This is a genomic window from Paenibacillus sp. RU5M, assembly GCF_900221055.1.
Classification (GTDB): domain Bacteria; phylum Bacillota; class Bacilli; order Paenibacillales; family Paenibacillaceae; genus Paenibacillus; species Paenibacillus marchantiae.
Map to the genome: position 1 here is coordinate 15,470 of NZ_OBQM01000023.1, position 25,541 is coordinate 41,010.

22 protein-coding genes are annotated in these 25,541 nt (G+C 48.8%); 12 read left to right on the forward strand and 10 right to left on the reverse strand.

Annotated features, from left to right (window positions below):
• Positions 1 to 55: 55 nt before the first annotated feature.
• The gene (locus tag CRO25_RS31990) at positions 56 to 1,774 is read right to left on the reverse strand and encodes a methyl-accepting chemotaxis protein (RefSeq protein ID WP_079697689.1); all 1,719 of its coding nucleotides are present in this window, start codon (positions 1,772 to 1,774) and stop codon (positions 56 to 58) included.
• A gap of 286 nt (positions 1,775 to 2,060) precedes the next feature.
• Between CRO25_RS31990 and CRO25_RS31995 the strand changes: the two genes are divergently transcribed.
• Positions 2,061 to 2,747: an HAD hydrolase-like protein gene (locus tag CRO25_RS31995; protein WP_063564342.1), complete on the forward strand. Its 687-nt coding sequence runs from the start codon at positions 2,061 to 2,063 to the stop codon at positions 2,745 to 2,747.
• 106 nt (positions 2,748 to 2,853) lie between these two features.
• Here CRO25_RS31995 and CRO25_RS32000 read toward each other — a convergent pair whose 3' ends face one another.
• Genes CRO25_RS32000 through CRO25_RS32020 form a run of 5 tightly spaced genes read right to left on the reverse strand, consistent with a single transcriptional unit; the run spans position 2,854 to position 9,211 of the window.
• Positions 2,854 to 4,047 carry a YheC/YheD family protein gene (locus CRO25_RS32000; RefSeq protein ID WP_063564304.1) on the reverse strand — a complete coding sequence of 398 codons (1,194 nt, stop codon included), beginning with the start codon at positions 4,045 to 4,047 and terminating at the stop codon, positions 2,854 to 2,856.
• Between the two features lie 35 nt (positions 4,048 to 4,082).
• Entirely contained in the window at positions 4,083 to 5,189 is a 1,107-nt protein-coding gene (locus CRO25_RS32005) for a YheC/YheD family protein (protein ID WP_079697690.1), read from the reverse strand.
• Entirely contained in the window at positions 5,189 to 6,562 is a 1,374-nt protein-coding gene (locus CRO25_RS32010; protein ID WP_079697691.1) for a YheC/YheD family protein, read from the reverse strand. The genes CRO25_RS32005 and CRO25_RS32010 overlap by 1 nt, the downstream gene beginning before the upstream one ends.
• Before the next feature lie 60 nt (positions 6,563 to 6,622).
• Complete coding sequence (locus CRO25_RS32015) at positions 6,623 to 7,813, reverse strand: YheC/YheD family protein (protein ID WP_063564307.1); 1,191 nt, start codon at positions 7,811 to 7,813, stop codon at positions 6,623 to 6,625.
• 30 nt (positions 7,814 to 7,843) lie between these two features.
• Positions 7,844 to 9,211 carry a YheC/YheD family protein gene (locus tag CRO25_RS32020; protein ID WP_079697692.1) on the reverse strand — a complete coding sequence of 456 codons (1,368 nt, stop codon included), beginning with the start codon at positions 9,209 to 9,211 and terminating at the stop codon, positions 7,844 to 7,846.
• A gap of 280 nt (positions 9,212 to 9,491) precedes the next feature.
• Here CRO25_RS32020 and CRO25_RS32025 point away from each other — a divergent pair, with 280 nt between their 5' ends.
• The 3 genes from CRO25_RS32025 to CRO25_RS32035 all read left to right on the forward strand — a co-directional run bounded on the left by CRO25_RS32025 (position 9,492) and on the right by CRO25_RS32035 (position 11,793).
• Positions 9,492 to 9,839: a YlbF family regulator gene (locus CRO25_RS32025; protein ID WP_024629123.1), complete on the forward strand. Its 348-nt coding sequence runs from the start codon at positions 9,492 to 9,494 to the stop codon at positions 9,837 to 9,839.
• Between the two features lie 95 nt (positions 9,840 to 9,934).
• Entirely contained in the window at positions 9,935 to 10,222 is a 288-nt protein-coding gene (locus tag CRO25_RS32030) for a hypothetical protein (RefSeq protein WP_063564309.1), read from the forward strand.
• Positions 10,223 to 10,458: 236 nt separating this feature from the next.
• Positions 10,459 to 11,793, forward strand: a complete 1,335-nt coding sequence (locus CRO25_RS32035) for a DRTGG domain-containing protein (protein ID WP_064639320.1) — start codon at positions 10,459 to 10,461, stop codon at positions 11,791 to 11,793.
• 123 nt (positions 11,794 to 11,916) lie between these two features.
• On the opposite strand, the gene CRO25_RS32040 is transcribed toward CRO25_RS32035, so the two are convergent.
• From CRO25_RS32040 to CRO25_RS32050, 3 genes are all read right to left on the reverse strand, one after another.
• Complete coding sequence (locus tag CRO25_RS32040; protein ID WP_179132321.1) at positions 11,917 to 12,258, reverse strand: YtpI family protein; 342 nt, start codon at positions 12,256 to 12,258, stop codon at positions 11,917 to 11,919.
• 98 nt (positions 12,259 to 12,356) lie between these two features.
• Positions 12,357 to 12,845 (reverse strand): hypothetical protein, encoded by a 489-nt coding sequence (locus tag CRO25_RS32045; protein ID WP_063564310.1) that lies wholly within the window; start codon positions 12,843 to 12,845, stop codon positions 12,357 to 12,359.
• Positions 12,846 to 12,866: 21 nt separating this feature from the next.
• Entirely contained in the window at positions 12,867 to 13,196 is a 330-nt protein-coding gene (locus CRO25_RS32050; protein ID WP_024629128.1) for a YtrH family sporulation protein, read from the reverse strand.
• A gap of 306 nt (positions 13,197 to 13,502) precedes the next feature.
• On the opposite strand from CRO25_RS32050, the gene CRO25_RS32055 reads away from it, so the two are divergent.
• From CRO25_RS32055 to CRO25_RS32090, 8 genes are all read left to right on the forward strand, one after another.
• Positions 13,503 to 17,597, forward strand: coding sequence for a DNA polymerase III subunit alpha (locus tag CRO25_RS32055; protein ID WP_079697693.1), 4,095 nt, complete (start codon positions 13,503 to 13,505; stop codon positions 17,595 to 17,597).
• A 560-nt stretch (positions 17,598 to 18,157) separates the two neighbouring features.
• The gene (locus CRO25_RS32060; RefSeq protein ID WP_024629130.1) at positions 18,158 to 18,649 is read left to right on the forward strand and encodes a phosphatidylglycerophosphatase A; all 492 of its coding nucleotides are present in this window, start codon (positions 18,158 to 18,160) and stop codon (positions 18,647 to 18,649) included.
• A gap of 286 nt (positions 18,650 to 18,935) precedes the next feature.
• The gene (locus tag CRO25_RS32065; RefSeq protein WP_017689496.1) at positions 18,936 to 19,124 is read left to right on the forward strand and encodes a hypothetical protein; all 189 of its coding nucleotides are present in this window, start codon (positions 18,936 to 18,938) and stop codon (positions 19,122 to 19,124) included.
• Positions 19,125 to 19,530: 406 nt separating this feature from the next.
• Positions 19,531 to 20,424: an acetyl-CoA carboxylase, carboxyltransferase subunit beta gene (gene accD / locus CRO25_RS32070; protein ID WP_063568087.1), complete on the forward strand. Its 894-nt coding sequence runs from the start codon at positions 19,531 to 19,533 to the stop codon at positions 20,422 to 20,424.
• A complete protein-coding gene (locus CRO25_RS32075; RefSeq protein WP_064639318.1) occupies positions 20,425 to 21,456 on the forward strand; it encodes an acetyl-CoA carboxylase carboxyltransferase subunit alpha in 1,032 nt (343 codons plus the stop codon).
• Positions 21,457 to 21,561: 105 nt separating this feature from the next.
• Positions 21,562 to 22,989: a pyruvate kinase gene (pyk, locus tag CRO25_RS32080; RefSeq protein WP_063568089.1), complete on the forward strand. Its 1,428-nt coding sequence runs from the start codon at positions 21,562 to 21,564 to the stop codon at positions 22,987 to 22,989.
• A gap of 130 nt (positions 22,990 to 23,119) precedes the next feature.
• On the forward strand, positions 23,120 to 23,626 hold the full coding sequence (locus CRO25_RS32085) for a thioesterase family protein (protein ID WP_063568090.1): 507 nt from the start codon (positions 23,120 to 23,122) through the stop codon (positions 23,624 to 23,626).
• A gap of 6 nt (positions 23,627 to 23,632) precedes the next feature.
• Positions 23,633 to 24,034: an FxsA family protein gene (locus CRO25_RS32090; RefSeq protein WP_063568091.1), complete on the forward strand. Its 402-nt coding sequence runs from the start codon at positions 23,633 to 23,635 to the stop codon at positions 24,032 to 24,034.
• Between the two features lie 111 nt (positions 24,035 to 24,145).
• On the opposite strand, the gene ytvI is transcribed toward CRO25_RS32090, so the two are convergent.
• A complete protein-coding gene (gene ytvI / locus CRO25_RS32095; RefSeq protein WP_063568092.1) occupies positions 24,146 to 25,264 on the reverse strand; it encodes a sporulation integral membrane protein YtvI in 1,119 nt (372 codons plus the stop codon).
• Positions 25,265 to 25,541 lie beyond the last annotated feature (277 nt).

Consider the following 25,541-nt stretch of genomic DNA (forward strand, 5'->3'; position numbering starts at 1 on the left):
GATCCCTATAGAGTGGGATCTGCTTCTTTGTGTTATCTGGGACTGATCAATAGGGTCAGGACAGCTTGAATCGGTTAACCAATTGATCAAGCGCATCTGACATTTCGTTCAATTGCTTGGACGTATCCGCCATTTCCTGTAACGACGCAAGCTGCTCCTCGGTCATAGCCGATACTTCCTCCGTGGCAGATGCGGTGTCCTCTACAACGGCTGATACTTCGTTAATGGATGTCATTACTGCTTCGCTGCCTGTGGTGAGCTCTTCAACCACAGCGGATACATCCAGCATCTCAGCGCTGAGGTCTTGAATGTGCTGCGTAATATTCGCAAAGGCTTGGCCCGCGTCTTCAATCGTCTGTAAGCCTTCGCTGACATGCTGTGTACTGCCTTCGACTTCATGAACGGTGCTCTGTATACCAGCTACGACCGTCTCCAGAATGCTTGTAATTTCTTTGGCAGAGGTGGCGCTTTGATCTGCCAGATTCCGAATTTCGCCAGCGACTACAGCGAATCCGCGTCCATTCTCCCCTGCACGCGCCGCTTCAATTCCAGCATTGAGCGCGAGTAGATTCGTTTGTCTTGCAATGCCTGACATGGAATCGGCAATGTTGATGACCTGATCGGACATTTTGGATATTTCATGAATGGCTCCCTGAACAGACAGGAAGGATTGTTCGATGGTCCCCATTTTGCCAACCGCATTATTAATTCGCTGCTGTCCATCGAGTGCAATGGACTCTGTGCGTACAGCGCGTTCAGCAACCTCCGATGCGGAGCCAGCAACCCGGTTGAGTCCGGTCAGGGATTGTTCCATGGCGGCAACCATCGTCTGTGTAAGTGCAACCTGCTCATCTGCGCCTTCGGCCACACGTTCCATGGCTGCGGCAACCTCTTTTCCGGCCAGATGACTGTCGGACACGCCTTTATCCAGCCGGTCAGATGCGGCGTTCAGGGTGGTAGCGTTGCTTTGGACGTCCAGCATCATCTGCTGCAAACCAAGGAGCATCGTATTGGCTGCCTCCGCAAGTTCCCGCGTTTCATCCTTCATCGGCGTGGCAATGCGCAGTGTCAGATCGCCATTGGAGGAGCCGATGTCATTCAGCGCGCGGATTACTGTTCGGATGTTTTTTACAATGGAACGGGATAGAATCAAGGCTGCAAAGATCGAGATCAAGGCCACAACGATAAGCGCTCCGTAAAGCTCCCAGTTCAAAATTTTGTTCTTTTGCTTCAGCGCTTCGGTGCGATTTTCAGTCAACGCCAGCTCATTGGTGCGAAATGTATTCAATAAACCGCGAATCTCATCCATATCCTTCTTGCCGGGGTCCTCCACAAAAAATTGCCTTATCGCCGCCATATCATTCGCTTTTCGAAGCGCAATAACCGGTTCGCCAGCGATTTGAATCCAGTCATCCATTTTAGCTGAAATTTTTTCAAGAAGTGCCTGCTGTGCCGGGTTATCCGAGACAAGCACCGCAAGCTGATCCTTGAGTATATTCTTCTGTTGAACGCCTGTGTTATAAGGGTCCAGGTAGTTTTCTTGTCCTGTAATTACATAACCTCGTTGTCCTGTCTCCATGTTCACCATAATATTTTCAATCTCATAGGTTAGATCATGTACCTTCATATCGTGATCCACCAGAAAGTCCAGTTCTCGTTGCAACTGGCTGATACTGTTTTGAATCAATAAAATAGAGCCAGCGAGCACCGCGAGTACGAGCAAATAACCTAAACCAATCTTATAAAAAATTTTGAAGGTCCTGTGCTTTTTCATGTTTGTTATGCCTCTCCTTGGGGTATATGTATTTGTCGAAAAAACTTGAACAATAGCTATTATAGTCCTTTAGGTGTGGTGTCTAAAGAACTATTTTCAGTATTATACTTAAAGGATGTTTACTTGTATATAGTTTGTTTAATTTAAGTATAATGTTTGTGGATTTTGTATGGCGTCGACGATACAGATGTTTTACATTGCGCGGTTTACACTGCCAAACGTTTATGTTTATCATGGAAGGGGAACGATTCCGAATACATATCCCAATCCGAAAGGAACATTGGACATGACAAAAGAGACGGTATTGCGTAAACCGGAAGCGATGATTTTTGATATGGATGGTACTTTGTTTCAGACGGAAACTCTGTTGTTGCCAGCCTATCATCAGCTGTTTGATACATTGCGGGCCGAAGGGCATTTTGAGGGAGAGACTCCTCCTGAAGAACGAATGCTGGGAAGCCTGGGGATGTTGCTAGAGGATATATGGAAAGTGGTTATGCCCGAAGCTTCAGTTGCGGCCCATCGACGTGCAGACGAATTGCTGCTTCAGTTGGAGATTGAAGGGTTGGATGGGGGAAGCTCGCAGCTGTACCCACAAGTAAAAGAGACGCTGAAAGCGTTGAAAGAACAGGGTGTGCGGTTGTTTGTCGCCAGCAACGGGCTGGAGGACTATGTCAAAGGCGTGGCCTTCGCCCATGAGATCATGCCGCTCTTTGAAGGCGTGTATAGTGCTGGACAGTACAAGACCGCTTCCAAAGTTAACTTGGTTCAGATCCTGCTTGAGAAGCATCGGATTCAGGATGCATGGATGGTAGGGGATCGCTCTTCGGATGTGGAGGCAGGCAAAATGAATAACCAGACCGTTATCGGCTGTGCCTATGCAGGGTTCGGACGGGACGAAGAACTGGCAGGATCAGATGTACTGATCTCTGATTTTACGGAACTGCTTCGTTTGTATCGGGAAGCCGAGTAGAACAAAACCCAAAAAACCGACCACCCCTAGTCCATTCGGACATTGGAGTGGTCGGTTTTTTAGTTCAAGGAGGATTTGGTTCACTACCAATGAAGTCTGACGGTCATCACCGGGATCCTCTGGTTCTTTTGAGGGTGGCGGATTTACCTTTTACGCGTTTGACCGGTTTAGTTACCTTCACCCCCCGAGGGGGACGAATTGTATTTGCATGATTGCGGTACACCCACAAGGCGTACTCCAATGGTTGGGTGATCGCTTTGGAATAGATATCATTCTCACCAATGCGGGCAAACACCTCACGCGCAGGCTTCGGATTCACTTCAAGCAGATAGATGTGCCCGCTCTTGTCAATCGCCAAATCGAGAGCCAATTCACACAAGTTGCCATAGGTGTTTTCCAGAAACGTAGCTACATCAATCCCGAATTTCTCGGCCGTTGCGTAAATTTCTGTTCGCTGCTTCTCATCCGTGATCCATTGTTTCATCAGTTTGTGCATCGCTATGGCCTGACCACCACCATGCAGATTAGAGGTAACACTTTTCTCCGCACCCATCCGTCCGGCACATCCGGTCAATTCCCACTGTCCTTCGCCGTTCTTCTGGACCAGCATTCGATAATCATGAACACGGCCATTCGGAAGCTGGAGTTGAATCCCCTGTTGAACCAGATATTTGTCTTTCATATTCCAGTTCTGGAGAAGTGAACCCAAGCGTGACAGATGGACTTTACGCGGGGTGATGATCCGCCGCTTCTGGTCCCGTCCTTGTACGAGAACTGTATTGGCCTCGCTGCCACTGCGTTCAATGCGGAGAATTCCGCGCCCTCCGGTTCCATTAATGGGCTTCAGGTAGAGCAGGGAGGAGGCCTTCAGCATTCGATTGACGTCGGACATATCCTGATACAGAAAAGTGTCGGGCAAATGCTCACGAAAGGCTGATTTCGCCGAGAGTGTCTGATGGATGGTCCACTTATTACGCAATGGGCGGTTGAGAAAGAGCAAGTGACCATACCTTTGCCGAAAGGCAAGCAGCTGCTGGAATCTGCGATTGCGCTGTATGCGGCAGCGGTCGAAGATGATATCCGGGAATGAACGCCATTCCCGGGACCAGCCTTTTCCCGAATGAAAGACCATGGCCTCAATCTGTTTGCCTCCTGGATGTACATCGGCAGGTGTGAACACATATATATCGAGTCCCCGCTTGCGCCCTTCAAGGATCATTCTGCGGTATATGCTCCGTTCTTCCAGAGCGCGATGTTCATTTAAGTACAACGTCATAATGCCCAGAACAGGTGAGGACACAAACAATCACCTTCTTTAGCTGTTATTCCTGTTCATCATCGTTTGGACTGACGGGCAAGGTAGGCGCTGTACTGAAAAATACGTTCCAATGACCTCCGCCGAATCTGCGGTTCATCGAACTTCATCGGCTTTGCATTCGCTTCAAAGAACCAGATCTCGCCCAGATCGTCAATGCCCAGATCCATGGACATTTCACCAAGCGTATGGCCTGAGCCTCGCTCCACTTGTCTCGCGATCAACAATGAAGTGGACTTCACCCGCTTCATCAATGAAGTCGACATTTCTTCCCCGAACAGATCAGTGAGCAACTTCTCTGGGTCCTCCACCGTACCTCCACGCGGAACGTGGGTGGTAATGCTTCGGGAGCCAGCGAGACGGGCGCCAACACCGGTCACGCTCCACTGTCCTTTGCCGTTTTTCTGCACAAGTACCCTGAGATCGAATGGGCGCTTGTGAGACGACGCCAGCTCAATACCCTGTTGCATGATATAAGGTGTGTGCCCGGTCTCCTTGCGAATTCTTGCCCATAACTTGGAAAGGGTTGCTGCTTTGTAGGTGGTGCTTTTTCGGGTACTCTGTATTTTAAGCCGGTAAGGGAGACGTTCTTTTTCCTGAAACTTGAGCATCATGATGCCTTTGCCAGCCTTGCCGCTCTCTGGTTTCAGATACAGGTAGGGATGTGACCTTAACACCGTTCCCAGAGAGGATGCAGTTCGCATCCGTCTAGTATAGGGAATCAGCTGCTGGGTAGACTTGGATTTCTTGAGCCATTCGAACAAATTCCATTTATTGAAGAAAAACGGGTTATACAGTTCGATTCCAGAATGCATGCATTCTTCAATTTTTCGCTGTACTGAAGGTTTGCGTTCATCTTCCCGATTGGGAATCCGATTGTAGAGTACATGGGGAAGGGGGAAGGACTGTGAAGTCCATCTCCCAATCCCATTGTTGTACGTGTATCCTTTCACGGTGGGGCCGCTCACATTCAAATCTCTTACAGTCACGACGTACACCACATATCCCATATTTTCGCCTGTCTGCACAATATCCAGGAAATTTTGATGGTTTCCTCTGAACATCCGTTGATCATCATGCATGGTCAGGACGGCAATGACGGGTTTAAAATCATCATGCAGGCTCATCAAATACCGTCTCTCTTCCGGAATTTGCTCAAATACAGGCAGTGTTCCAAAATGTGCTCCACCGACGATTTTCCTTCCACCCGCAGAGAAGGGTGGCGGAAAATGGAGCGCCCTGGTTTGGCGTTCGCTTCGAACATCCATACATGTTCCTCCTGATCAATGCCCAGATCAAAGCCAATCTCACCAATCAGATGCTGGTGCTGGGTTTCAATCGCCTGGGCAAGTGTAATAGCGACGGATTTGGCATGCTGAAGCACTTCACCCGCTCGGTCGCCAAAGTTGCGGCTGAGCGCCTGCTCAGGGGTCATCAGGGAACCGCCATTTTTGATATGTGTGGTTACGCTGCCTCGGCCAGCTTTCTTGGCGCCAATACCAACAACCACCCATTGATTGTTTCCATTTTTATGCATGTGAAAGCGGAAATCAATCGGACATTCGTCGATCTCAATGAGCCGGATACCCTGTTGAACGACATAACCGCGAAGCTGTTTGCCGTGTCTGCCTTGAAGCATACGCATCAGGCTATTAAATGAACCAAAACGCAGCAGGGCGTTGCCGCCTTTTTTGCGATAACGGGCGAAATATCCACGTTTGGGCGAATAGGTCAATCGATAGATCCCGTTGCCCAGACTTCCTGCTGTTGGTTTGTAATAGACAAACTGATGGCGTTCCAGCATTTCTTTCATCTGCTCTACCGTCGGGTTGGTGATGGATTCAGGAATATAGCGTCCTGCTGCCGGGTCGTTCTCCAGCAGTTTATAAATATCCGACTTGTTGAAGAAACTCCAATTGAAGAAAGGAATTTTGCGCCGAACGAATCGCTCCCGCAGCTGATTGATCGCTGGTGAGAAGTCAGAGCGGCGGCTGGGTAATCGGTTATACACGACGTCTGGCAGAGGTACCGTTTTCCGACTGAAGCTTCCGTTGTCATTAAGGAAAAAACCGGACACCGTTTCGTTCTGCCAGTTGATATCTCTTGGAGTGAACGCATAAATATAGGATTTACGGCTTCCTTCTCGGAGCAGTTGTTTGATAAAACCGGTACGGGAACCAAACGGATTGGAGCCAGACGAAGGTCCGTCAGACAGCACCCCGATCAGTGGACCCAACTGGACTTCATCGTTCTGCAAGTTGCGGAGGTAGATGCTGCCCCGTTTCGGAACGTTCATCAGATTGCGTATGCCAGAAGCGAGATAGAGATGTTTGCCAGCCTTTTTGATCGGTTTGATGGTTGCGGGCACCCGGTCACGGCCAAACCGCAGATGAATCGTTTTTTTGCCGGTTAGATTTAGGCTTTTCATTAATGCGTTGGATACATAAACCACTTTATCCGGTTGCTGTGTGAAATGCAGATTGCAAAAGGTCAAACTCATGATTTATCCTCCTATCCTGAAAAGATCCTTCGGCTCCATGGCAGCGGGGCGCTGCGTGCCTCAACCGCCGTGAATCGGGATGGGTTTCAGGCCAGCTGTGCTGGATGTATTCGGCATTTTCATTGGACGCTTCACGTCCGTGAGAACATGTTGTTGCAGCAAATAACGGGCATAGGCAAGCGGCTGGGTGTAGGTCAGACTGTGCATACGGGGGTCACCCGCCTCTGCGAATGAGGAACGTCCCGGTCTCGAATTCACTTCGATCAGCCAGAGGCGACCCTGAACATCTGCTCCGAAATCAAGACCCAGTTCGGCCAGTCTGCCAAATTGGCTTTCCAACAGGGTAGGGATGCGGGCAGCAGCCTGCCTGATCTTCTCCAGTAGAGTGCTGGTTTGCTTGCTCCCATATCGTTCCAGCAGATAAGGATGCACAGGGTACGCCTTTCCCCCTCCATGCAAATTGGAAGTGAGTGAGCCAGCCGGCCCTTCCCGTACCATACATCCGGTTAGAGACCAGCGTCCTTGCCCATTTTTTTGCATCAAGGCTCTAATGTCGAATGGTCGTCCGTGATGACTCAGTTCCAGGTACGGCTGTAAGATCATCTTTTTACCGGCCTTGTGTGAATCCAGCCAGGCAGAGACATCCTGGCGATGCTCAAATGTACGGTGAATCAATTCATTGCGAGTATTTCTGCCCTCCATAATCCAGGAGGTGTGGTGATCTTCGCGATAAAGGCGAAACGTATCTTTACCATGGGTGCCCGATACAGGTTTGAAGAAAATGCCTTTCGGCCAGCGCTCCAGCCATTTCTCCCATCGGGTATCCGACTGAAGAAGTGTCGTAGGCGCAAGAAGAGCACGCAGTCTTATATCAGTAGACAAGGCGCGATATACCTTCCATTTACCAGGCAAGGAAGCAGACCAGTAACGACCGTGGTGTCCGTTGCCTGAGGAAACTAGCTGCTGAAGCTGCTGTTTGAATGTTCTGGGAAGTGGGAGCAGACAGCGGTCCATGATTAGGTCCACAGCAGGAAGAGGCACGATGTTCCATTCTCCTCTGTCAAATACATAGCCCTGTGTGAGCCGAGATACGCTGGGGTTATTCGCTACGGCCAGCACAATGATATTTAGGCCGTAACGGTCGCTTTCCAAACTGAGACGACGACAGAAGAGTTCATCCACGAAAGGAGGCGAGCCTTCTGTTGCCCGAACCAGGATGGCTAGTGTGTTTGTCTGATGTTGCAGGAACATGCCGCTGCACCTCCTCTAATGGATGACTCTTCAGAATCCGGCCAGATAGGTAGAGTATTCCAGCATCGCTTTGACCGAAGGCCGGATTTTGCTCTCGCTAAGTGGCGTATTATCGTTCTTGGATGGTTTGGAGTTTACTTCAAGCAGCCAGACCCTTCCGCTGGTGTCCAAGGCAAGGTCGATGCCGAGTTCACCGAAATGGGCGGGGATGGCACCTTCAATGCCTTTGGCGATATCGAGCGCCGCCGTATGCAATCCTGCATACGCAGAAGCTTTGGCTGATGAGGATAATTGGGTTTTGGCTACAGCTTCCTTGACGGTGCTGAGACTTCCACCTCGTGCCAGGTTGGATACATAGTGACTGCCGCCTGCAATACGTGCGACGATGGAAGTGACACTCCATTTGCCCGTACGGTTTTTTTGCACAAGCGCACGGAAGTCTACGGGTCTGCCGCTGTTATCAATCAGGGAAAGACCCTGTTGGATCTGGTAGCGCGTTGTTTTCATTTTCCCAGACAGACTGGCATACAGTTTATCCAGAGAAGCATACGTTTGTTTTCGGGTCCCCCCAACGCTTGTAGCGAGGGTGAGGAAGCTGCCGTCGCTTTGACGAGAGACCCGGATGATACCTTTGCCAAGCGACCCGCGAACAGGCTTCAGAAAGACAACCGGATATCGATTGCACATCGTTTTGAGTGTGGCGGAAGCTTTGAGCAAATGGGATTCGGGTAGTACCCTCTTCAGTGTTGAAATGGACTTCAAGGCATCGAATACTTCATTTTTGTCCAGAAACTTTTCGTTGAAGGTTTGTGTACCGTAGAGCGATTTTACTTCTTTCATAAAATGCTGTACGCTAGGTTTGTTCTCAAGCTTACGGGACGTCAGCCGGTTATTGACGACGTCTGCTATAGGCAGAACGGTCTTTTTCCAGCCGTCATCATACACCCAGCCTTTCATATAACCCGTTACCGCTCCAATATCCTCCGGTGTGAAAAAGGATACATAGGCGCCCTTCTTCCGGCAGGCGTTCACCAGTTCTTGACAGAACATCGTGATGGAGCCAAAGGGCCGATCGGGCTGATCGGGGTAATCCTGGCTAACTAATACACTGATGTAAGGTCCAAGGCGCAGCGTACGGCTGGCTGAACGATAAGATATGCTCAGGACCGAACGGGGAACAAGGCCGGTCTTGCTGGCTACCGTCTGATTGATGCGCAGACCGTCATACCTAGGAACAGGGATGACAGTGACCTCACGGCGGAAAGAGCCGAATTGCAGCTTAAGCGGCCTTCCCGAAGGGATTTTAAGCGCCTTGAGCACCCCTTCGCCCAGCATGATGACGTCGTCCTGCAGGATGCCCGAGCCGGTAACCTGAATCGTTACTTTTTTAGTGGACATCACGGATCTCCTTCCGGGCGGCAACTTGATGTCTGATCTCGAAGTTGAACGGCATCTGAACATGGCATGTGCTTCATCATATGAGGACATATAACCCTTGGTGATTGACCCATTTGGATTAAATGCATTTGATGCTCGGGAGGTAATGGATGGCATGTTTCCGCAACCTTTGTTTGACGGAAGTGAAATACGTGTATTAACACGGGTGAACGTTGCGATGAGAATGCGAATGAATACGAATGGATAACAGAAGAACAACCCAATTTGAGGAGGAATTATAGTGAACATTTATGACAAAGCCAATGATTTGGCCAAAGCACTGAGAGAAAGCAGCGAGGTGGAAGAAATTACTTCTGCGATGAAGCTGATCGAAGTAGATCCGGAAGCAAAGGCTATGCTGGATAATTTTCGTGATCAACAGATGGAATTGCAACAACGCATGATGAGTGGGGATATGCCTGCACCGGACGAAATGGAGAAAATGGAGAAACTGTTCGAAGTATTGAGCCTGAACCTGAATATCCGTCGTCTGTTTGACGCTGAACGTCGCCTGAGTGTCATTATCGAAGACGTGAACAAAATTATTGCAGACAGCCTGGGTCATCTGTACGGTGGCGCTGAAGCCTAAACCTTGTCCCGTTTTTTTGCCTGAACCTCTCATATTAGCTCCTTATCGTTCATAGACTAGACATATAGAGTCGATCAAGAACGAAGGAGCTGTGAATGGTGAAAAGGTTAAAGAAAGCAAAACATGTGATCTATCTGGTTATCGCGTTGTCGATGCTGGTTATTGCGTTGCCGCGGATTTCCTTTGCTGGTGGAATGGACTGGGTTAATATTTTTGGCATCGTATGGGTGCTGTTCTCGTTATTAATCATTGGTGCACATCTGCATTTTATTCTTGGTGTGGATGAAGAGAAGAAGCGTGCACTGGAAGCTGTTCGGCGGGCAAAGCTTCGGCAGTGGGAGATGAAACTGGTGGACAAGCAGGAGCAGAGCAAATCTGTATAAGATTTGGATCACATACGACATGGTAATAGAGATGGTTCTATCTGTCTAAGTAAGGCCGGATTCCCTTTGGCATAAAAGGAACCGGTCTTTTTTTATGCCCGTAATTGCTGTTCCGATTATTCAGATCAATGTAGCGAGGTTCTTTAGGAGAAAGGTACGTAGAATGGGGTTATTTTCCTAAGGTCGTGTTATAATAGATACAGAATAGTACAGATGCATCTTGGGGGGTGGTACAGATGGACGGACAGGAAGAAAACGTGACGAAGCACGAACAATTGCTTCAACATATTGAACAACTGAAGGTAGGCAGTAAAATATCGGTACGCGGACTGGCGCGGGAGCTGGGCGTAAGTGAAGGAACAGCATATCGTGCGGTAAAAGAGGCAGAGAACTTCGGACTGGTCGTGACCAAGGAACGAATTGGAACAGTGCGGATCGAGAAAAGACCTCGCGGTATGACCGAGCAGCTGACTTTTGCCGATGTGGTAACCATCGTCGAAGGTCATGTGCTGGGTGGAAGTGACGGTCTAGCCAAACCGCTTCACAAGTACGTGATCGGTGCGATGAAAGAGCAGGCCATGGCCCGTTACATTGACGCGGGAAGCCTGTTGATTGTTGGTAACCGGGACAATGCACATTCCCTTGCCCTCGAACAGGGCGCTGGTGTATTAATTACAGGTGGCTTCGGTACAAGCCGTGAAGTGAGAGTGATGGCTGATGAGTTGGGTCTGCCTATCATTTCCTCCAGACATGACACGTTTACGGTAGCTTCAATGATTAACCGTGCGATCTTCGATCGACTGATTAAGAAAAAGATTATGTTGGTAGAGGACATTATCGGTCAGAAACCGCGTCTTCAGGTGCTAAAGGTGACCAGTTCAGCCGCGGATTTTCATCTGCTGGTTTCCGAAACGGGAGAGCATCGCTTCCCGGTAGTAGATGAATGGAACCGGGTTATCGGTATTGTTAGTCTCAAAGATGTGAGCGAGTTAAAAGAGGATCAGAGTATTGAGAAGTGTGTTGTACGCCGCCCGATCACAGCTTCGCTGCAAACCTCACTGGCTTCGGCTGCACAGATCATGACGTGGGAAGGCATTGACTTCCTGCCGATTGTAGATCGGAATCGTAAACTGATTGCATCCGTCACACGTAAGGAAGTATTGCAGGCGATGCGTGATGCACAGAAGCAGCCACAGCTTGGAGAGACGTTTGATCATCTGATCTGGAATGGGTTTGCGGAAGAGCGCGGAGAGCAGAACGAATTGTTTTTCCACGGATTCATCATTCCGCAGATGGCGACAGACCTCGGTACCATCTCGGAAGGCGTTCTGCTGAATGTGATGACACAGGCGGGACGGCGCGCAGCCTGGGATGTTACAGGAAACGACCATGTCGTGGATAATGTAACAACGTATTTTGTTCGTCCGGTACAGATTGAAGATCAGATTCTGGTTCGTCCCATTATTCTGGAGACAAGCCGTCGGACCTGCAAAATGGATATTGTCATTTCCCGTGATGGGAATGTTGTATGCAAAGCGGTAATGACCCTGCAATCCATTGACCATGCCTAGAAAAAGAGAGTATCCTCTTATCGAAAGAGTGAACTGTACCCCGAAATCGGCGTGGTTCAGGCTTGTTCGATAGATGAGGATACTCTCTTTTTGGCAAAAAGCAATGACATCGTGCTAAGTGCATCAGGCAGATTGTCCGGATGTCTTGCCAGTTCCACCGTCTGCATGCTGCTGAAGACGGGCATAGTAACTGCGGTTACGTAATCCGGCAAATAAATTGTACGCTCCCATAATCAGAAATAGCGCTTCCACAACAACGGATAGCGTAGAACCGGTAAACACAAACATCAGGATGAGGGAAAGAATAATCAGCATGCTACCCATCCAGATGTTGGTCCATGAGCGATAAAGACCTATGGCGATGGGATCAGTGGTCCTGCGCGAACGAATGCTGTTCAGAGCTGAACAGACCATGGCCAGGGCAAAGATGGCGATTAGGGCATATTTGAGTACATCGATGAACACAAAGACGCAGCTCCTTTTCTGGAAAGCATTTACTGCCCTTATTGTACCATGCAGGCAGAGGGCAAGGGCAGTTTTTTTCCGGGGCTGTCATCCATTTCCTAAGCCGGAACGTGCATCCGAATCTGTACCCAAACTTGCAGCACACCTTCCATCACCAGCATCGTTTTCACCTGGACGGTATATTCCTTTTCTCTGACCGTATACACTTTTTGGTTCAGCATAATCCGCGTCATTTTGCTGTACTCATCAATATTGAAGACGTCGCGACCCCGGAGCACCTCAAGTTCATCCCCCAGTTTCTGCAACATCACTTTTAGGGAGGCCTCGTCCGGACCTTTGTCAGAGTCTTCTGCACGGACCTTGATTTCCTTGATGACGGTTTGGCGTTTACTGTATTTTTTCAGCGTTTTAATATCCTCCTCATTCTGATGCAGCTGAAGCTGCAACTCCTGATTGTTGAGCCACAACTCGTTGTAACTCAGGTGAAATACACCATTGTACACCACACAACCGGCGATCATTCCCAGAACAAAGACAGCAGTCATGCGCATAAGCGGGCGGTAACGTGAAAAAGGCGGGATTCTCATGGGCGCTGTCCTGGAGTCATGCTAACCCCGTCCTCCACCGCAAACCCATTTCACCAGTTCAGTACCCATGTGGGCGCCCATAAAGGCGGATATCAGGTACAAAATTTGTTTGACTGCCGGAGACAGGTTGCCGTCCAGTACGTTGCTTTCGATCACCCGCATCGGATCGATTGTACCGCCAACGGCCGCTGCGAGCGCCCAAATTTTAATTTTCCCAGCGACATCAAGCATCGTCTGTGTCGGAGGCTGGAGAGAGACCACCGCTCCTATACCTCCAATCATCGCGCCGCCCAGCACGATCCCAAACGCAATGAAGAAATCAAGAATAGCTTTGGACAAAAATGTGCTCATCCGGCAACACCCCTTTCAGACCCAGCAGCATACCTCCTGTCTCTGGTCCGTAACAGGGGGAGCGGCTTGTACTTCTATTGTATGGGCGTGCCCCCAAACGTTATGATAAAATAGAATAATAAAACACGCTCCATTAGGATGAATCCTAATATTTCATTCATTTCATTAATAGAGCATTTTACAGTAATACAGAAAACGACTTTCGGTCTGAACCGAAGGATGACAAATAAGGATAGAAGAAGACAGTGCAGTAAACTGATGCTAAAAGGTTGATGCGACTGTCCATGGCGAAAGGAAGAAAAAAACATGAGTTCTTTTGTGCATTTGCACGTTCATAGTGAATATAGTTTGCTGGACGGCGCTGCGCGTATACCGGATCTCGTGAATAAAGCCGCGGATCTCGGAATGACTACGCTGGCATTGACCGACCACGGTGTAATGTATGGTGCTATTCCTTTCTATAAAGCATGCGTCGAGCGGGGAATTAAACCGATCATTGGGTGTGAGGCTTATATGACTGCCGGGTCTCGCAAAGAGCGGGGAAGCCGTAAGGATCAGCCGATCCATCATCTGATTTTACTAGCCAAAAATATGACGGGTTATCAAAATCTGATGAAACTATGCTCCATCGGACATTTGGAAGGCTTCCATTACAAACCACGTATTGATATGGAGAGTCTGGCTGCCCATCACGAGGGTATCATCTGTCTAAGTGCTTGTCTGGGGGGAGAGGTTCCCCAGCATTTGCTGCATGGACGTGAGGAAGAGGCAAAGCGTGCGGCGCTGCGTTACAAAAATATTTTTGGTGCCGATTTCTATCTGGAACTGCAGGATCATGGGCTATCTGAGCAAAAAAGAGTGAACCCTCAGCTGATTCGTCTGGCAGCAGAACTGGATATTCCATTGGTAGCGACCAATGATGCGCATTATCTGTCCGAAGAGGACGCTGAGCTTCAGGATGTGTTAATCTGCATCGGAACAGGGAAAACGGTAGATGATGAGAATCGGCTGCGCATCGAAACCAATCAGCTCTATCTCAAGAGTGAACAAGAAATGGCGCGTTTGTTCCCCCATGTGCCCGAGGCTTTGGAGAATACAGTTCGCATCGCGGAGTCATGTGAGTTGCAGCTGGAATTCGGCAAATCCATTTTGCCGGAGTACAGACCGCTTCCTGAAGGGAAAAGTCCTTCTGCCTATCTGCGTCAGTTGTGCGAAGAGGGAATGGAAGAGCGCTATAGTGAATCATCACGTTGGACGGACTCGGAGCTCAGAGCTGAACTTGAACAGCGGCTGGATTATGAGCTCGGGGTTATAGACAGTATGGGATTCTCGGATTATTTCCTGATCGTCTGGGATTTTATCGCCTATTCTCACCAGCAAGGAATTGTTACCGGACCGGGACGTGGCTCCTCGGCAGGTAGTCTAGTTGCCTACACCTTGCGTATTACAGACGTTGATCCCATGAAGTATAACCTGCTCTTCGAGCGGTTTTTGAATCCGGAACGGATCTCCATGCCGGATATTGATATCGACTTCAGCGATGAACGTCGGGACGAAGTCATTGAATATGTGGCGAAAAAATACGGCAAAGCCCATGTCGCCCAGATCATTACCTTTGGTACGATGGCTGCCCGTGCAGCCGTTCGGGACGTCGGACGTGCATTGAATGTGCCTTACGGTGAGGTGGACAAGGCAGCGAAGCTGATTCCTGCACAGCTTGGCATTAACATTCAGCGGGCAATGGAAGCCACCCCTGAACTGAAGGCTCTTTATGAGACCAAGCCGAAAACACGTGAATTGCTTGATATGGCCATGAAGGTGGAAGGTATGCCTCGTCATGCTTCCACGCATGCCGCGGGGGTTGTCATCTCCCGTGATCCGCTGACGGATGCTGTTCCGCTTCAGGAGGGCAGTGAGGGAACGGCCTTAACGCAATATTCCATGGAAAACCTGGAGTCTATTGGACTGCTCAAAATGGACTTCCTCGGTCTGCGTACCCTTTCAATTATTGAACGCTGTCTGCGCTGGATTGGTGAGAATGGCGAAATTCCGGATTTCCGTCATATTCCTGACGACGATGCACTCACATATGAGATGCTTGGTCGAGGCGACACGATGGGGATATTCCAGCTCGAATCCGCAGGGGTGCGTCGTGTCCTGAAGGAGCTGAAGCCAAGTGTATTTGAAGATATTATTTCCGTGCTGGCCTTGTATCGTCCGGGCCCAATGGAGTTCATCTCCAAATACATTCAGGGCAAACATGGACAGATCGAAGTGGATTACCCGCATGCGGATCTGGAGTCCATCCTCAAGGATACGTATGGCATTATTGTATATCAGGAACAAATTATGCAGATTGCTTCCCGGATGGCAGGCTTCTCTCTCGGTGAAGCGGATTTGCTCCGCAGAGCGGTTTCCAAGAAGAAACGGGAAGTATTGGATCTTGAACGTGGGCATTTCGTTCAGGGCAGTCTGAAGCAAGGATACAGCGAAGCGGAGGCAGACCTAGTCTATGACATGATCGTCAAGTTTGCCAACTACGGTTTCCCACGTGCTCATGCCGCTGCGTATGGCGTGCTTGCTTTCCAGACGGCTTATCTGAAAGCACATTATCCCATTCATTTTATGGCATCCATGTTAACTGCCGTTATGGGCAGTCACCGCAAAGTAGCGGAGTACGTTGTGGAATGCCGTCGCATGGATATTGAAGTACTTCCACCGGATGTGAATGAGAGCGGCATTCTGTTTACACCTGTGCTTGCATCAACCAACAGAACAAAGGCTGGACAAGCGGCGGAAACCCAACGTTTAGAGGGAGAACATGGGGAGGGTGGTACAGCAAGTTCTACGATGGAACATGCCATACATGTTGATGATCATTATTCCGGACAAGCGGAGTACGGTGAAGCACCTCTACCAGATGACCCGGGTCCCGCACCAGACGAAGACGGTAGTGCATATGAGTGGCAGGCAGCAACGGCTATGCCAGAGAAGTCCTATGATCGGATTAATTCGGGCGTAGTGACTGTTTCTACAGCAGAACGTCTGCATGGGACTGGGGAAGAGGAGTCCTCGCATTCTGAACAGCATGAAATGTCTGCTGTACAGAAGAAAGATGGATTGTCGGATCAGAACTCGGATGTAGATACAGCAACCGGGGCGATACGTTTCGGTCTGGCTGCAGTAAAAAATGTAGGTACCCAGGCGATGGAGAGTATCATGATTGTTCGGCAGGAAAGACCGTTCGACAGCCTACTCGATTTTTGTCGTCGCGTCGATTTGCGTGTATGCAATAAACGTGTGATTGAATCGCTTATTCAGGCGGGAGCCTTTGACACATTGCCCGGGCACCGTGCCCAATTATTGGCGATGCTGGATGAGACCGTGGAAGCGGCTCTGAAATGGCGCAAGGAACGTGAGGATCTGCAAATTCAATTGTTTGATTTTGTCGAGACGCCGAACTGGGAGATTGAATATCCTCAAATTCCGCCTTATTCCGGGAGTCAGCAATTGGAGTTGGAACGTGAGCTGTTAGGTTTGTATCTATCTGGTCATCCATTAGATGACTATGAAGATGTGCTTGAATCCAGCGGCGCAGATCGCATTATGGAGCTGACGGAAGCGGCTGACGATACGATGGCCGTGGCAGCCGGGATGGTCGTGTCTGTGAAGTCGATTACGACGAAACAGGGCAAGGCTATGGCGTTCATGGAGCTGGAAGACCAGATTGAACGCTGTGAAGTGGTTCTCTTTCCCGAAGTATGGCGGCGCAGCCAGCAGCATGTCGGGAAAGGTGAACTGCTCGTCGTGCGCGCCAAGGTGCAGCAGCAGGACGAAGGGTTCAAGCTGCTGGCTGAGGAAGTGGCGCCGTTGTCACCGGCGGCACTGGAACAGCAGCTGCGCAGCCGCGAACGGCGCGGTAAGCCCGGCGGCAGTGCTTGGCGCCCGGCGGCTCCGCCACGGCAGGCGGGCGGTGCGGGAGCAGGAGCTCAGCGCAGCAGCGCAGGCGTGAATGTTGGAGCTGCACGCAGCAGCGGAGGCCAGGGTCCGGCAGCGTCGCACAGCGCTGGGGGTGGATCTGGCGCGTCCGATGCGAATGGGGCCGCTTCCGTGGCTCGTCGGGCCCCTGAGGCCGCTGGCGGCACGGAGCAGAGTCGTGGGCCGCGAGTGGTGGAGCAGCGGGTGTTCGTGAAGATCACCCCGCAGTCGGAGAAGCCCGAGCTTCTGGCCCGACTGAAACAGTTGCTTCAGCAGCATTCGGGCCCGGTGGCGACGGTGCTCTTCTATGAACAGCAGCAGAAGCTGCTCGCATTGAGTGATGCCTACCGGATTAAACCTTCGCCCTCTTTGTTCTCCGAGATGGAGAAGATGCTGGGTGAGGGCACGGTCAAAATAAAATAATAGCCTATCACGCAAGAGATTGTTTCTCGATTCAAAGCGCTAACGAATCTACCGCGCCTTAAAGGCGGATGATCGTAAAATGCAAAATTTAACGAACTTCAGTGACGGTACTCCGGTACAAAACTGCGGCACGACTTTATAGAATGACGAAATAACATCTCTGTGATTCGTTAAACCGCAGTTCTGTGGAAATTGGAGCTAATAACGTGCGCTGGATTCGTTAGGTCCGAATCGAATAAAACTTGAAAGGTGTCTCAAGCCATGCTCATGACTTTTGTGACACCTCTCTTATTTCCAATGATGAAACCTGTTCGGCCAACTGCCGAGCAGGTTTTTTGTATTTATTTTACCAATTCCATCAGGTATGCAGGCGAAGGAGATATTGAACGCAAGCAAGAATGTAATATGTGAATCTTTTTACATAATTTATAGGATAAGCTGACTGCCAAAGCGAATGCGTATTCCGCATTTTTTATGAACATTTTGGAAGTTTGCCGCATACACTTGAGAACACCGAAGGACCTGGGGGTCCTCGGGGGAGCGATGCGGGAGGTCGAGATATGTCATATGAAATCGTAGAAGCCATGCTGGCCCGGCGGGGTGTACAGATTGATGCAATCGCGGAAATTGTATATCGTCTGCAAAAAGGGTACCACCCGGAACTGACTATGGATGACTGTGTCACGAGTGTAAAATCGGTACTGCAGAAACGTGAGGTGCAATATACGCTGTACACAGGTATAGCCCTCGACGAGCTTGCTGAGAAACGCCTTTTGCCGCAACCTTTGCAGGCAATTATGGAGGCGGATGAATCCCTGTATGGAGTGGACGAGACTCTTGCTCTTGGCATTACCCATGTGTATGGTATGATCGGTTTAACCAGTTTTGGTTATCTGGATAAAGAAAAGATTGGTGTCATTCATGATCTGAACGAAGCAGGACCAGCTATACATGTTTTTCTGGACGACCTGGTTGCCGGGCTCGCCGCTGCTGCTTCTGCCCGAATTGCTCACAAAAATATTAAAGCCAAGAAATATCCATCTGATATCTGATTTTCTTCATTTGTGTTTTTCATTCATTTGGTATCTTTTGTTTGTTCAATGGAAGGTCATCCAGGGTGGCTGTTGCTGCCCTGAGCGGCCTCGAATTCCTTTTTGATAAAGAAAGTCTTAGGAACATTGTATCAACCATATCGGTTATCCTCGCGGGACAAATGTCCCTCTAGATCTCGTTTTCTCCCCAAAGGTCCCGAACCCTTCCTTGCAGAAAAAAAGTGAGGTATGTTATCATTAGTCCAATATACGGGCTCTGAACATTAGCTTAGGGGGCGGACATGGCATGTGGACGGTGATTTACATTGCACCGACAGCAAAGGTTGCGGACAAGATTAAGACCAAGCTTTCGGAAGAAGGTTTTCTGGTACAGACCCGTCCCATCAGTTTATCCAAGCAGCAATTTGAGATTCGCGTCCCTTCAGGGGAATTGGAAGAGGTTCAGGAAGTGCTGAATTCGATTCTGCATTCCTGATTCATTCGATATCAGACGTGCCTTGGCAGATGAAGAAGTACCAATGGTACATAAGGGACTGACCGCGTAAGCGGAAAGAGGAATCGACTTGCATGTATTGTATGCTGCTGTCCTTCCTTCTTTTTTTGTTAGGACAAGGACTGACCAGATTGCTCCCAGAGACCCTACCAAGACAGATTCAAACATCAGCGCAACAATCTTTCGGTTATTGCAGGTAACATCAATCGTGCTGACAGAAGCCGCTGATCCTTGCCTTATACCGGCGGATTTTTTTGTTGTGAATGCTGGACAAGGCCCATGGCAGCGTATGGGTCGTAAGCGGTTTACCGCAGCGCGCGGATGAAGTTGCTACATGCAACGGACTGCAGGTTGCGGCCATCAAATCAACGGCTGGAGAGGTGTAGTTGTGTTCAAAGATATATTCCAGAAAAAACGGAAGTACGCCACCATACCTTCCGAGCGTGCGCTTCGTGGCGAAGGTCAGGAAGCTGGAGAACGTCCAAAACGGGAAATACCTGAAGGACTTATGAACAAGTGCAGCAAATGCGGCACGATTCAATATAGCAAGGAATTGGAAAAAAACCTGAAAGTATGTCCGGCTTGCGGCTACCATATGCGTTTGAACGCAATGGAACGTATCGCCATGGTTCTAGATGAGCAAGGGTTTGTGGAGTATGACGCTGATATGGTATCAGTTGATCCACTTGAATTCCCTGGATATAGTAACAAACTGGAACAACAGCGCCTGAAGTCAGGACTGAAGGAAGCTGTCATTACGGGTGAGGGAACTTTAGAAGGTTTGCCTGTGGTTGTTGCTGTCATGAGCTTCGACTTCTTCACAGGTAGTATGGGTTCGGTTGTAGGGGAGAAAATTACCCGTGCGATTGAGCATGCAACAGAGAAACGCTTACCTTTGATCATTTTCTCAACATCTGGGGGTGCCCGGATGCAAGAGAGTATTCTTAGCCTTATGCAAATGGCGAAAACTAGTGCGGCTTTGTCCCGTTTGGATGAACAGGGCGGATTGTATATTTCGGTCATTACCGATCCTACGACAGGTGGGGTTTCGGCCAGTTTTGCGAGCCTTGGTGATATCATCATCGCCGAGCCGGGAGCTGTATTTGGCTTCGCCGGTAGAATCGTCATTGAGCAGACGATCCGTCAGAAACTGCCTGATGATTTCCAGACGGCAGAATTTAATTTGCAGCACGGTCAGCTGGACATGGTGGTCCATCGTAAAGAACTTCGAGCCACCCTTGGCAAGCTTCTAGACATGCATAGTGAAAAAGGAGGGGTCTAAATGGCGGGTGAGTTGCCATATGAAGCGCCTCTGGTTGAGATGCGCAAGAAGATCGAAGAGCTCGTACAGTTTGGACAGGAAAAAGGCATCGACTTCACTGATGAAATTGCCCGCCTGGAAGAACGTTATCATAGACTCGAAGAAGAGATTTATACCGGCATAACGGCTGCCCAGAAAATGCATCTGGCGCGGCATCAGCAGCGTCCGACGGCACTGGATTTAATCCAATTGATATTTACCGATTTCATTGAGTTGCACGGTGATCGCATGTTCGGAGACGATCTGGCGGTTGTTGGCGGACTGGCGAAGCTAAACGGAAAAACAGTAACGGTCATCGGCCAACAGCGGGGGAAAGATACGAAGGATAATATCGCCCGTTTTTTTGGGAGCGCACATCCAGAAGGATTCCGAAAAGGGCTGCGTCTCATGAAGCAAGCGAACAAATTTGGTCGTCCAATTATTACATTCGTTGATACTAAAGGGGCGTATCCGGGTAATACTGCTGAAGAGAGAGGTCAATCGGAAGCTATTGCCCGTAACCTGCTGGAAATGGCGAAGCTCTCGGTGCCTGTTATTATAGTGGTCATCGGCGAAGGCGGAAGCGGCGGGGCCCTGGCTATGGCTGTGGGTAATCGTGTGTTGATGCTGGAGCATGCGATTTACTCAGCGATCTCTCCGAACGGTGCTGCGTCCATTCTTTGGAAAGATGCATCCAAGGCAGATCAGGCGGCCGAAGCGATGAAAATAACGGCCAAAGACCTTCTTGAGATGGAGGTCATTGAAGAAATAATCCCTGAGCCACGCGGTGGTGCTCATCGGGATTATGAAGAATCTGCGGCTGCAATTAGCGAGGCATTGGTTCGTCATCTGGACGAGATGAAAGGCTGGACTGGTGACCAATTGAAGCAGGATCGGTATGAGAAATTCCGTAAGATTGGATCAGTCACGTTTGAACCTGAGGTGCAAATTGAAGCCCCTCAAGTACCTGTTGAAGTCGATCCAGCGGGTAATTTGTCGGGAAATGCTGAATGATGTGACGAATTTCCTATACAAATGAGCAAAAGTATAGTAAATTTAATAGTTGGAAAAAGAAAAAGAGATAAAAAGATAGACCTTTAAAATCGGAGGAAACCCAAAATGCGCAAAACAAAGATTGTATGTACGATTGGTCCATCCAGTGAATCATTGGAGAATACCAAAAAATTGATTATGGCCGGTATGAACGTGGCCCGTTTGAACTTCTCCCACGGTGATTTCGATGAGCACGGCGGACGGATCACAGCAATTCGCCAAGCATGCGAAGAGCTGAACAAGACAGTAGCGATCTTGCTGGACACCAAAGGACCGGAAATTCGGACAGGTAAACTCGAAGTGGAGCCAATCGAATTGGTTCAAGACGAGTACATCACTTTGACAACAGAAGAAATTCTGGGCACCAAAGAACGTCTCTCCATTACGTATGCAGATCTTCCGAGTGATGTTGAACCGGGATCTACAATTCTGATCGACGACGGTCTGATCGGACTGACTGTGGTGGAAGTACAAGGCACCGAGATCAAATGCCGTATCGTTAACGGCGGTACGATCAAAAGCAAAAAAGGTGTTAACGTTCCTGGCGTTGCCATTTCTCTGCCGGGTATTACTGAAAAAGATGCTAACGATATCGTATTTGGTATCGAGCAAGGTGTCGATTTCATCGCGGCTTCATTTGTTCGTAAAGCAAGCGACGTCCTTGAGATTCGTGAATTGCTTGAAAAACACAATGCTGGACATATCCAAATCATCTCCAAAATTGAGAACCAACAAGGTGTGGACAACCTGGATGAAATCCTTGAAGTGTCCGATGGCCTGATGGTTGCTCGTGGAGACCTGGGTGTAGAGATTCCTGCGGAAGAAGTACCATTGGTACAAAAACGCATGATCGAAAAATGTAACGTTGCAGGCAAACCGGTTATCACAGCTACACAAATGCTGGATTCGATGCAACGCAACCCGCGTCCAACACGTGCAGAAGCAAGTGACGTGGCTAATGCGATCTTCGACGGTACAGATGCAATCATGTTGTCTGGTGAAACAGCTGCTGGTAAATACCCAGTTGAATCCGTTCTGACAATGTCCCGTATTGCCGAAAAAGCAGAATCTGCTCTGCCTTACCAAGAGCTGTATCTGAAACAACGTGTTGCACAACAAACAACAGTTACTGAAGCAATCAGCCAATCTGTTGCCCTGTCAGCTCAAGATCTGAACGCTAAAGCGATCATTACTTCGACTGAATCCGGTCATACAGCACGCATGATTTCTAAATATCGTCCAGAATCTCCAATCATCGCGGTGACAACGGAAGACAGAACTTCCCGTCGTCTTGCACTGGCTTGGGGTGTAACACCAGTCAAAGGAAGACTTGTTGATTCCACTGACGCTTTGTTTGAAAATGCAATTGAAGGCGGCGTGAAATCCGGACTTGTAAAAGAAGGAGATCTTGTTGTTATTACAGCGGGTGTACCTTTGGGTCGTTCGGGTTCCACTAACCTGATCAAAGTAAGCCAAATTCCAAACAACGCATAATTGTGTTTGGACGAGAAGCAACAGGAATGAAGCAATGGGGCGTTTGCGTCCCGTTGCTTTTTTTCCATCTTTATGAGACTTTATCGTCGCTAGATACGTAATAATTGGTATATCGAAGGAGGCCGGTAACATGCAACAACAAAGCAATGGCAGTTGGTACACGGCACGCCTTCGCGTGCGTTATCAAGAAAGTGATCAGATGGGTGTGGTCTATCACGCCAACTATTTGAATTGGTTTGAAATCGGTCGAACCGAGATGATTCGCCAAATGGGGTATACATATCGTAAAATGGAGGAACAGGGGTTACTGCTTCCGGTAACCGGACTGGATGTGAAATATCATAAACCTGCCCGGTATGATGATGACATCATCATTTTCACCCGTATTGCTGCATTTAGTGGTCTGCGACTGAACTATGAGTATGACATAAGGCGCATGACTCCAGACCTTAATGAGCAGATAGGCAGCGGGCAACGAGTATGGTCATCTGAGGAGTCCCTTCCTGGTGAACGATTGGTTACAGGCTCTACCCAACATGTATGGGTCAATGGGGACTGGAAGCCAGTCAGGCTGGATAAGGCAGCTTCTGAGCTCTACAGCGCGCTTGAGAAAGTGTGGCTTTCAGGAAAGGGGTAATACGTAATGCGAAGATGGATGTGGGCCCTGCTATTAATCATTCCGGTGATTGAACTGTTTGGTTTCATTCTTATGAGTGACTGGATTGGAGCCGGAAAGACATTGCTTCTCATGATTCTCACGTCCTTGATCGGTATAGCAATGTTGCAGTTTGAAGGACGAAAAGTACTTATTGATGCCAAATCCGAGATGGAGCGCGGTAAGGTGCCCGGAAGGAAAATGGTAGATGGACTATTTATTTTTGTCGGTGGTTTTCTACTGTTGATCCCGGGATTTATCACAGATCTGATCGGTTTTACACTGTTGTTCCCAGTAACACGTTCAGTGTACCGTCTATTCTTCCTGGGCTGGCTGGAGAAAAAAATGAGAAACGGAAGTATTAAGTTTTATCGTGGTCCGAAAAAATAGGATATACCAGCATCAGTTGAAGAAAGGCACCCACCATCAGATTCAGTCTGATGAGCGGTGCCTTTTTTAGTCTTGATTATATGCGGATGACAGAAAGCAGAAATCATGATTTCATCGGACACGTCCGTTAATAATATATGTTCGGAGATCACGGAACACGTTCGCTCGATTAAATGCATCAAGGATAACGAGGCTGACAGGGCCGATGATCAAACCGAGTACACCGAACAGTTTCAATCCGACAAACATGCCAACCAATGTGGCCAGAGGATCCAACCCGACACTGCTGGCAAGCACTTTGGGTTCAATGATTTGGCGAGCAATCAGCACAATGAGATATACAATACTGATGCCGATTCCCAGGTACAAGTCTCCATTCATAAGCAGGTATGCTGCCCAGGGAACCATCACCAGGCCAACGCCGAGATAAGGAAGCAGATCCACCAGACCGATAAGCAATGCAATCGTGAAGGCAGACTTAACCTGGAGCACAAGCAATCCAATCATGACAAATAATGCGGTGATGGAGATCATGATCAACTGGGCTCGTGCATAACCGAACAGGGCTTTTTTCAGATCATTCCATATGTCGGTAATCGGTTTGCGAATGGATGAGGGTACCCAGCCCGATACGGTAATGCTGTGTCTGGTCCAACTTTTGCTTATAAAGAAAGTTGACAGCAGAACCACGATTAATACGGCTCCCATATTGGGGAGAGAAGTGAGCAGGTTCAGGATCATGTTGAAAAATCCGGTGACCAGGTCCGTTACAGCTGTACCTACCGTTTCGGTTGTTTTGCTAATATTGCTGTTAATGGTCTCCTGATAGTTGGGATTTTCCTTGTAAAATTCATTGATCTGTCCAATTAAACTCTGAATCGTGTCATTCTGGGTCCAACGGATGAACGTAGCCTTAATCTCATCGACATGAAGGTCGAAGCTCGTCGTTAGTGAAATGACTTCCTTTACCATACGGGTTACCGCAGCAGACAATACGACGACAATGGCCCCGAAATAAATGATTAGTGATAAGGTTACAGCCAGCCAGCGGGGAAATCGGGCCTTGTATTGAAGCAACTTCACCAGAGGGTTCATCGCATAAGCGATAATCCAGGCGATGGCAAAAGGATATAACAGCGGGAACAGCAGGTATATAGCAACGGCAATGAGTATGGTCGCAATAATCACCCATAAGCCGCGCAACAGGCGTTTCATTATGATTCTATCCAAGCATCAACTCTCCTTATTCCATTTCAAGCTACCACGAAGGAAGCATAGGAAGCTATCTAGTTAATATAGAGCAAATACACTGATTTGAAACGCCAGGATGTCGTCGAATTATATCTTTTCTTTTGCCTAGAGTATGCCTCATGTTCACAAAATATAGCAATAAAAACTTGATTTATAGCACGGATTTATATAAAAAGAATAAAATGTCAACCTTGTTTTTGTAAAGGTTTTCAAAAATGCTTTATCAGTCCGATAAAGAAGTTTGATGTGCGGATGA

What these genes read in the sequence shown, in the direction of transcription:
- CRO25_RS32030 (WP_063564309.1), top strand. Translation starts at nt 9,935, where the DNA reads ATGGTGAAAAGGTTAAAGAAAGCAAAACATGTGATCTATCTGGTTATC.
- CRO25_RS31995 (WP_063564342.1), top strand. Translation starts at nt 2,061, where the DNA reads ATGACAAAAGAGACGGTATTGCGTAAACCGGAAGCGATGATTTTTGAT.
- CRO25_RS32060 (WP_024629130.1), top strand. Translation starts at nt 18,158, where the DNA reads ATGTCATATGAAATCGTAGAAGCCATGCTGGCCCGGCGGGGTGTACAG.
- pyk (WP_063568089.1), top strand. Translation starts at nt 21,562, where the DNA reads ATGCGCAAAACAAAGATTGTATGTACGATTGGTCCATCCAGTGAATCA.
- CRO25_RS32075 (WP_064639318.1), top strand. Translation starts at nt 20,425, where the DNA reads ATGGCGGGTGAGTTGCCATATGAAGCGCCTCTGGTTGAGATGCGCAAG.
- CRO25_RS32010 (WP_079697691.1), bottom strand. Translation starts at nt 6,562, where the DNA reads ATGAGTTTGACCTTTTGCAATCTGCATTTCACACAGCAACCGGATAAA.
- CRO25_RS32035 (WP_064639320.1), top strand. Translation starts at nt 10,459, where the DNA reads ATGGACGGACAGGAAGAAAACGTGACGAAGCACGAACAATTGCTTCAA.
- CRO25_RS32085 (WP_063568090.1), top strand. Translation starts at nt 23,120, where the DNA reads ATGCAACAACAAAGCAATGGCAGTTGGTACACGGCACGCCTTCGCGTG.
- CRO25_RS32055 (WP_079697693.1), top strand. Translation starts at nt 13,503, where the DNA reads ATGAGTTCTTTTGTGCATTTGCACGTTCATAGTGAATATAGTTTGCTG.
- CRO25_RS32020 (WP_079697692.1), bottom strand. Translation starts at nt 9,211, where the DNA reads ATGTCCACTAAAAAAGTAACGATTCAGGTTACCGGCTCGGGCATCCTG.
- CRO25_RS32005 (WP_079697690.1), bottom strand. Translation starts at nt 5,189, where the DNA reads ATGAGCCTGCATGATGATTTTAAACCCGTCATTGCCGTCCTGACCATG.
- CRO25_RS32045 (WP_063564310.1), bottom strand. Translation starts at nt 12,845, where the DNA reads ATGAGAATCCCGCCTTTTTCACGTTACCGCCCGCTTATGCGCATGACT.
- CRO25_RS32090 (WP_063568091.1), top strand. Translation starts at nt 23,633, where the DNA reads ATGCGAAGATGGATGTGGGCCCTGCTATTAATCATTCCGGTGATTGAA.
- CRO25_RS32015 (WP_063564307.1), bottom strand. Translation starts at nt 7,813, where the DNA reads ATGTTCCTGCAACATCAGACAAACACACTAGCCATCCTGGTTCGGGCA.
- CRO25_RS31990 (WP_079697689.1), bottom strand. Translation starts at nt 1,774, where the DNA reads ATGAAAAAGCACAGGACCTTCAAAATTTTTTATAAGATTGGTTTAGGT.
- CRO25_RS32065 (WP_017689496.1), top strand. Translation starts at nt 18,936, where the DNA reads ATGTGGACGGTGATTTACATTGCACCGACAGCAAAGGTTGCGGACAAG.
- CRO25_RS32050 (WP_024629128.1), bottom strand. Translation starts at nt 13,196, where the DNA reads ATGAGCACATTTTTGTCCAAAGCTATTCTTGATTTCTTCATTGCGTTT.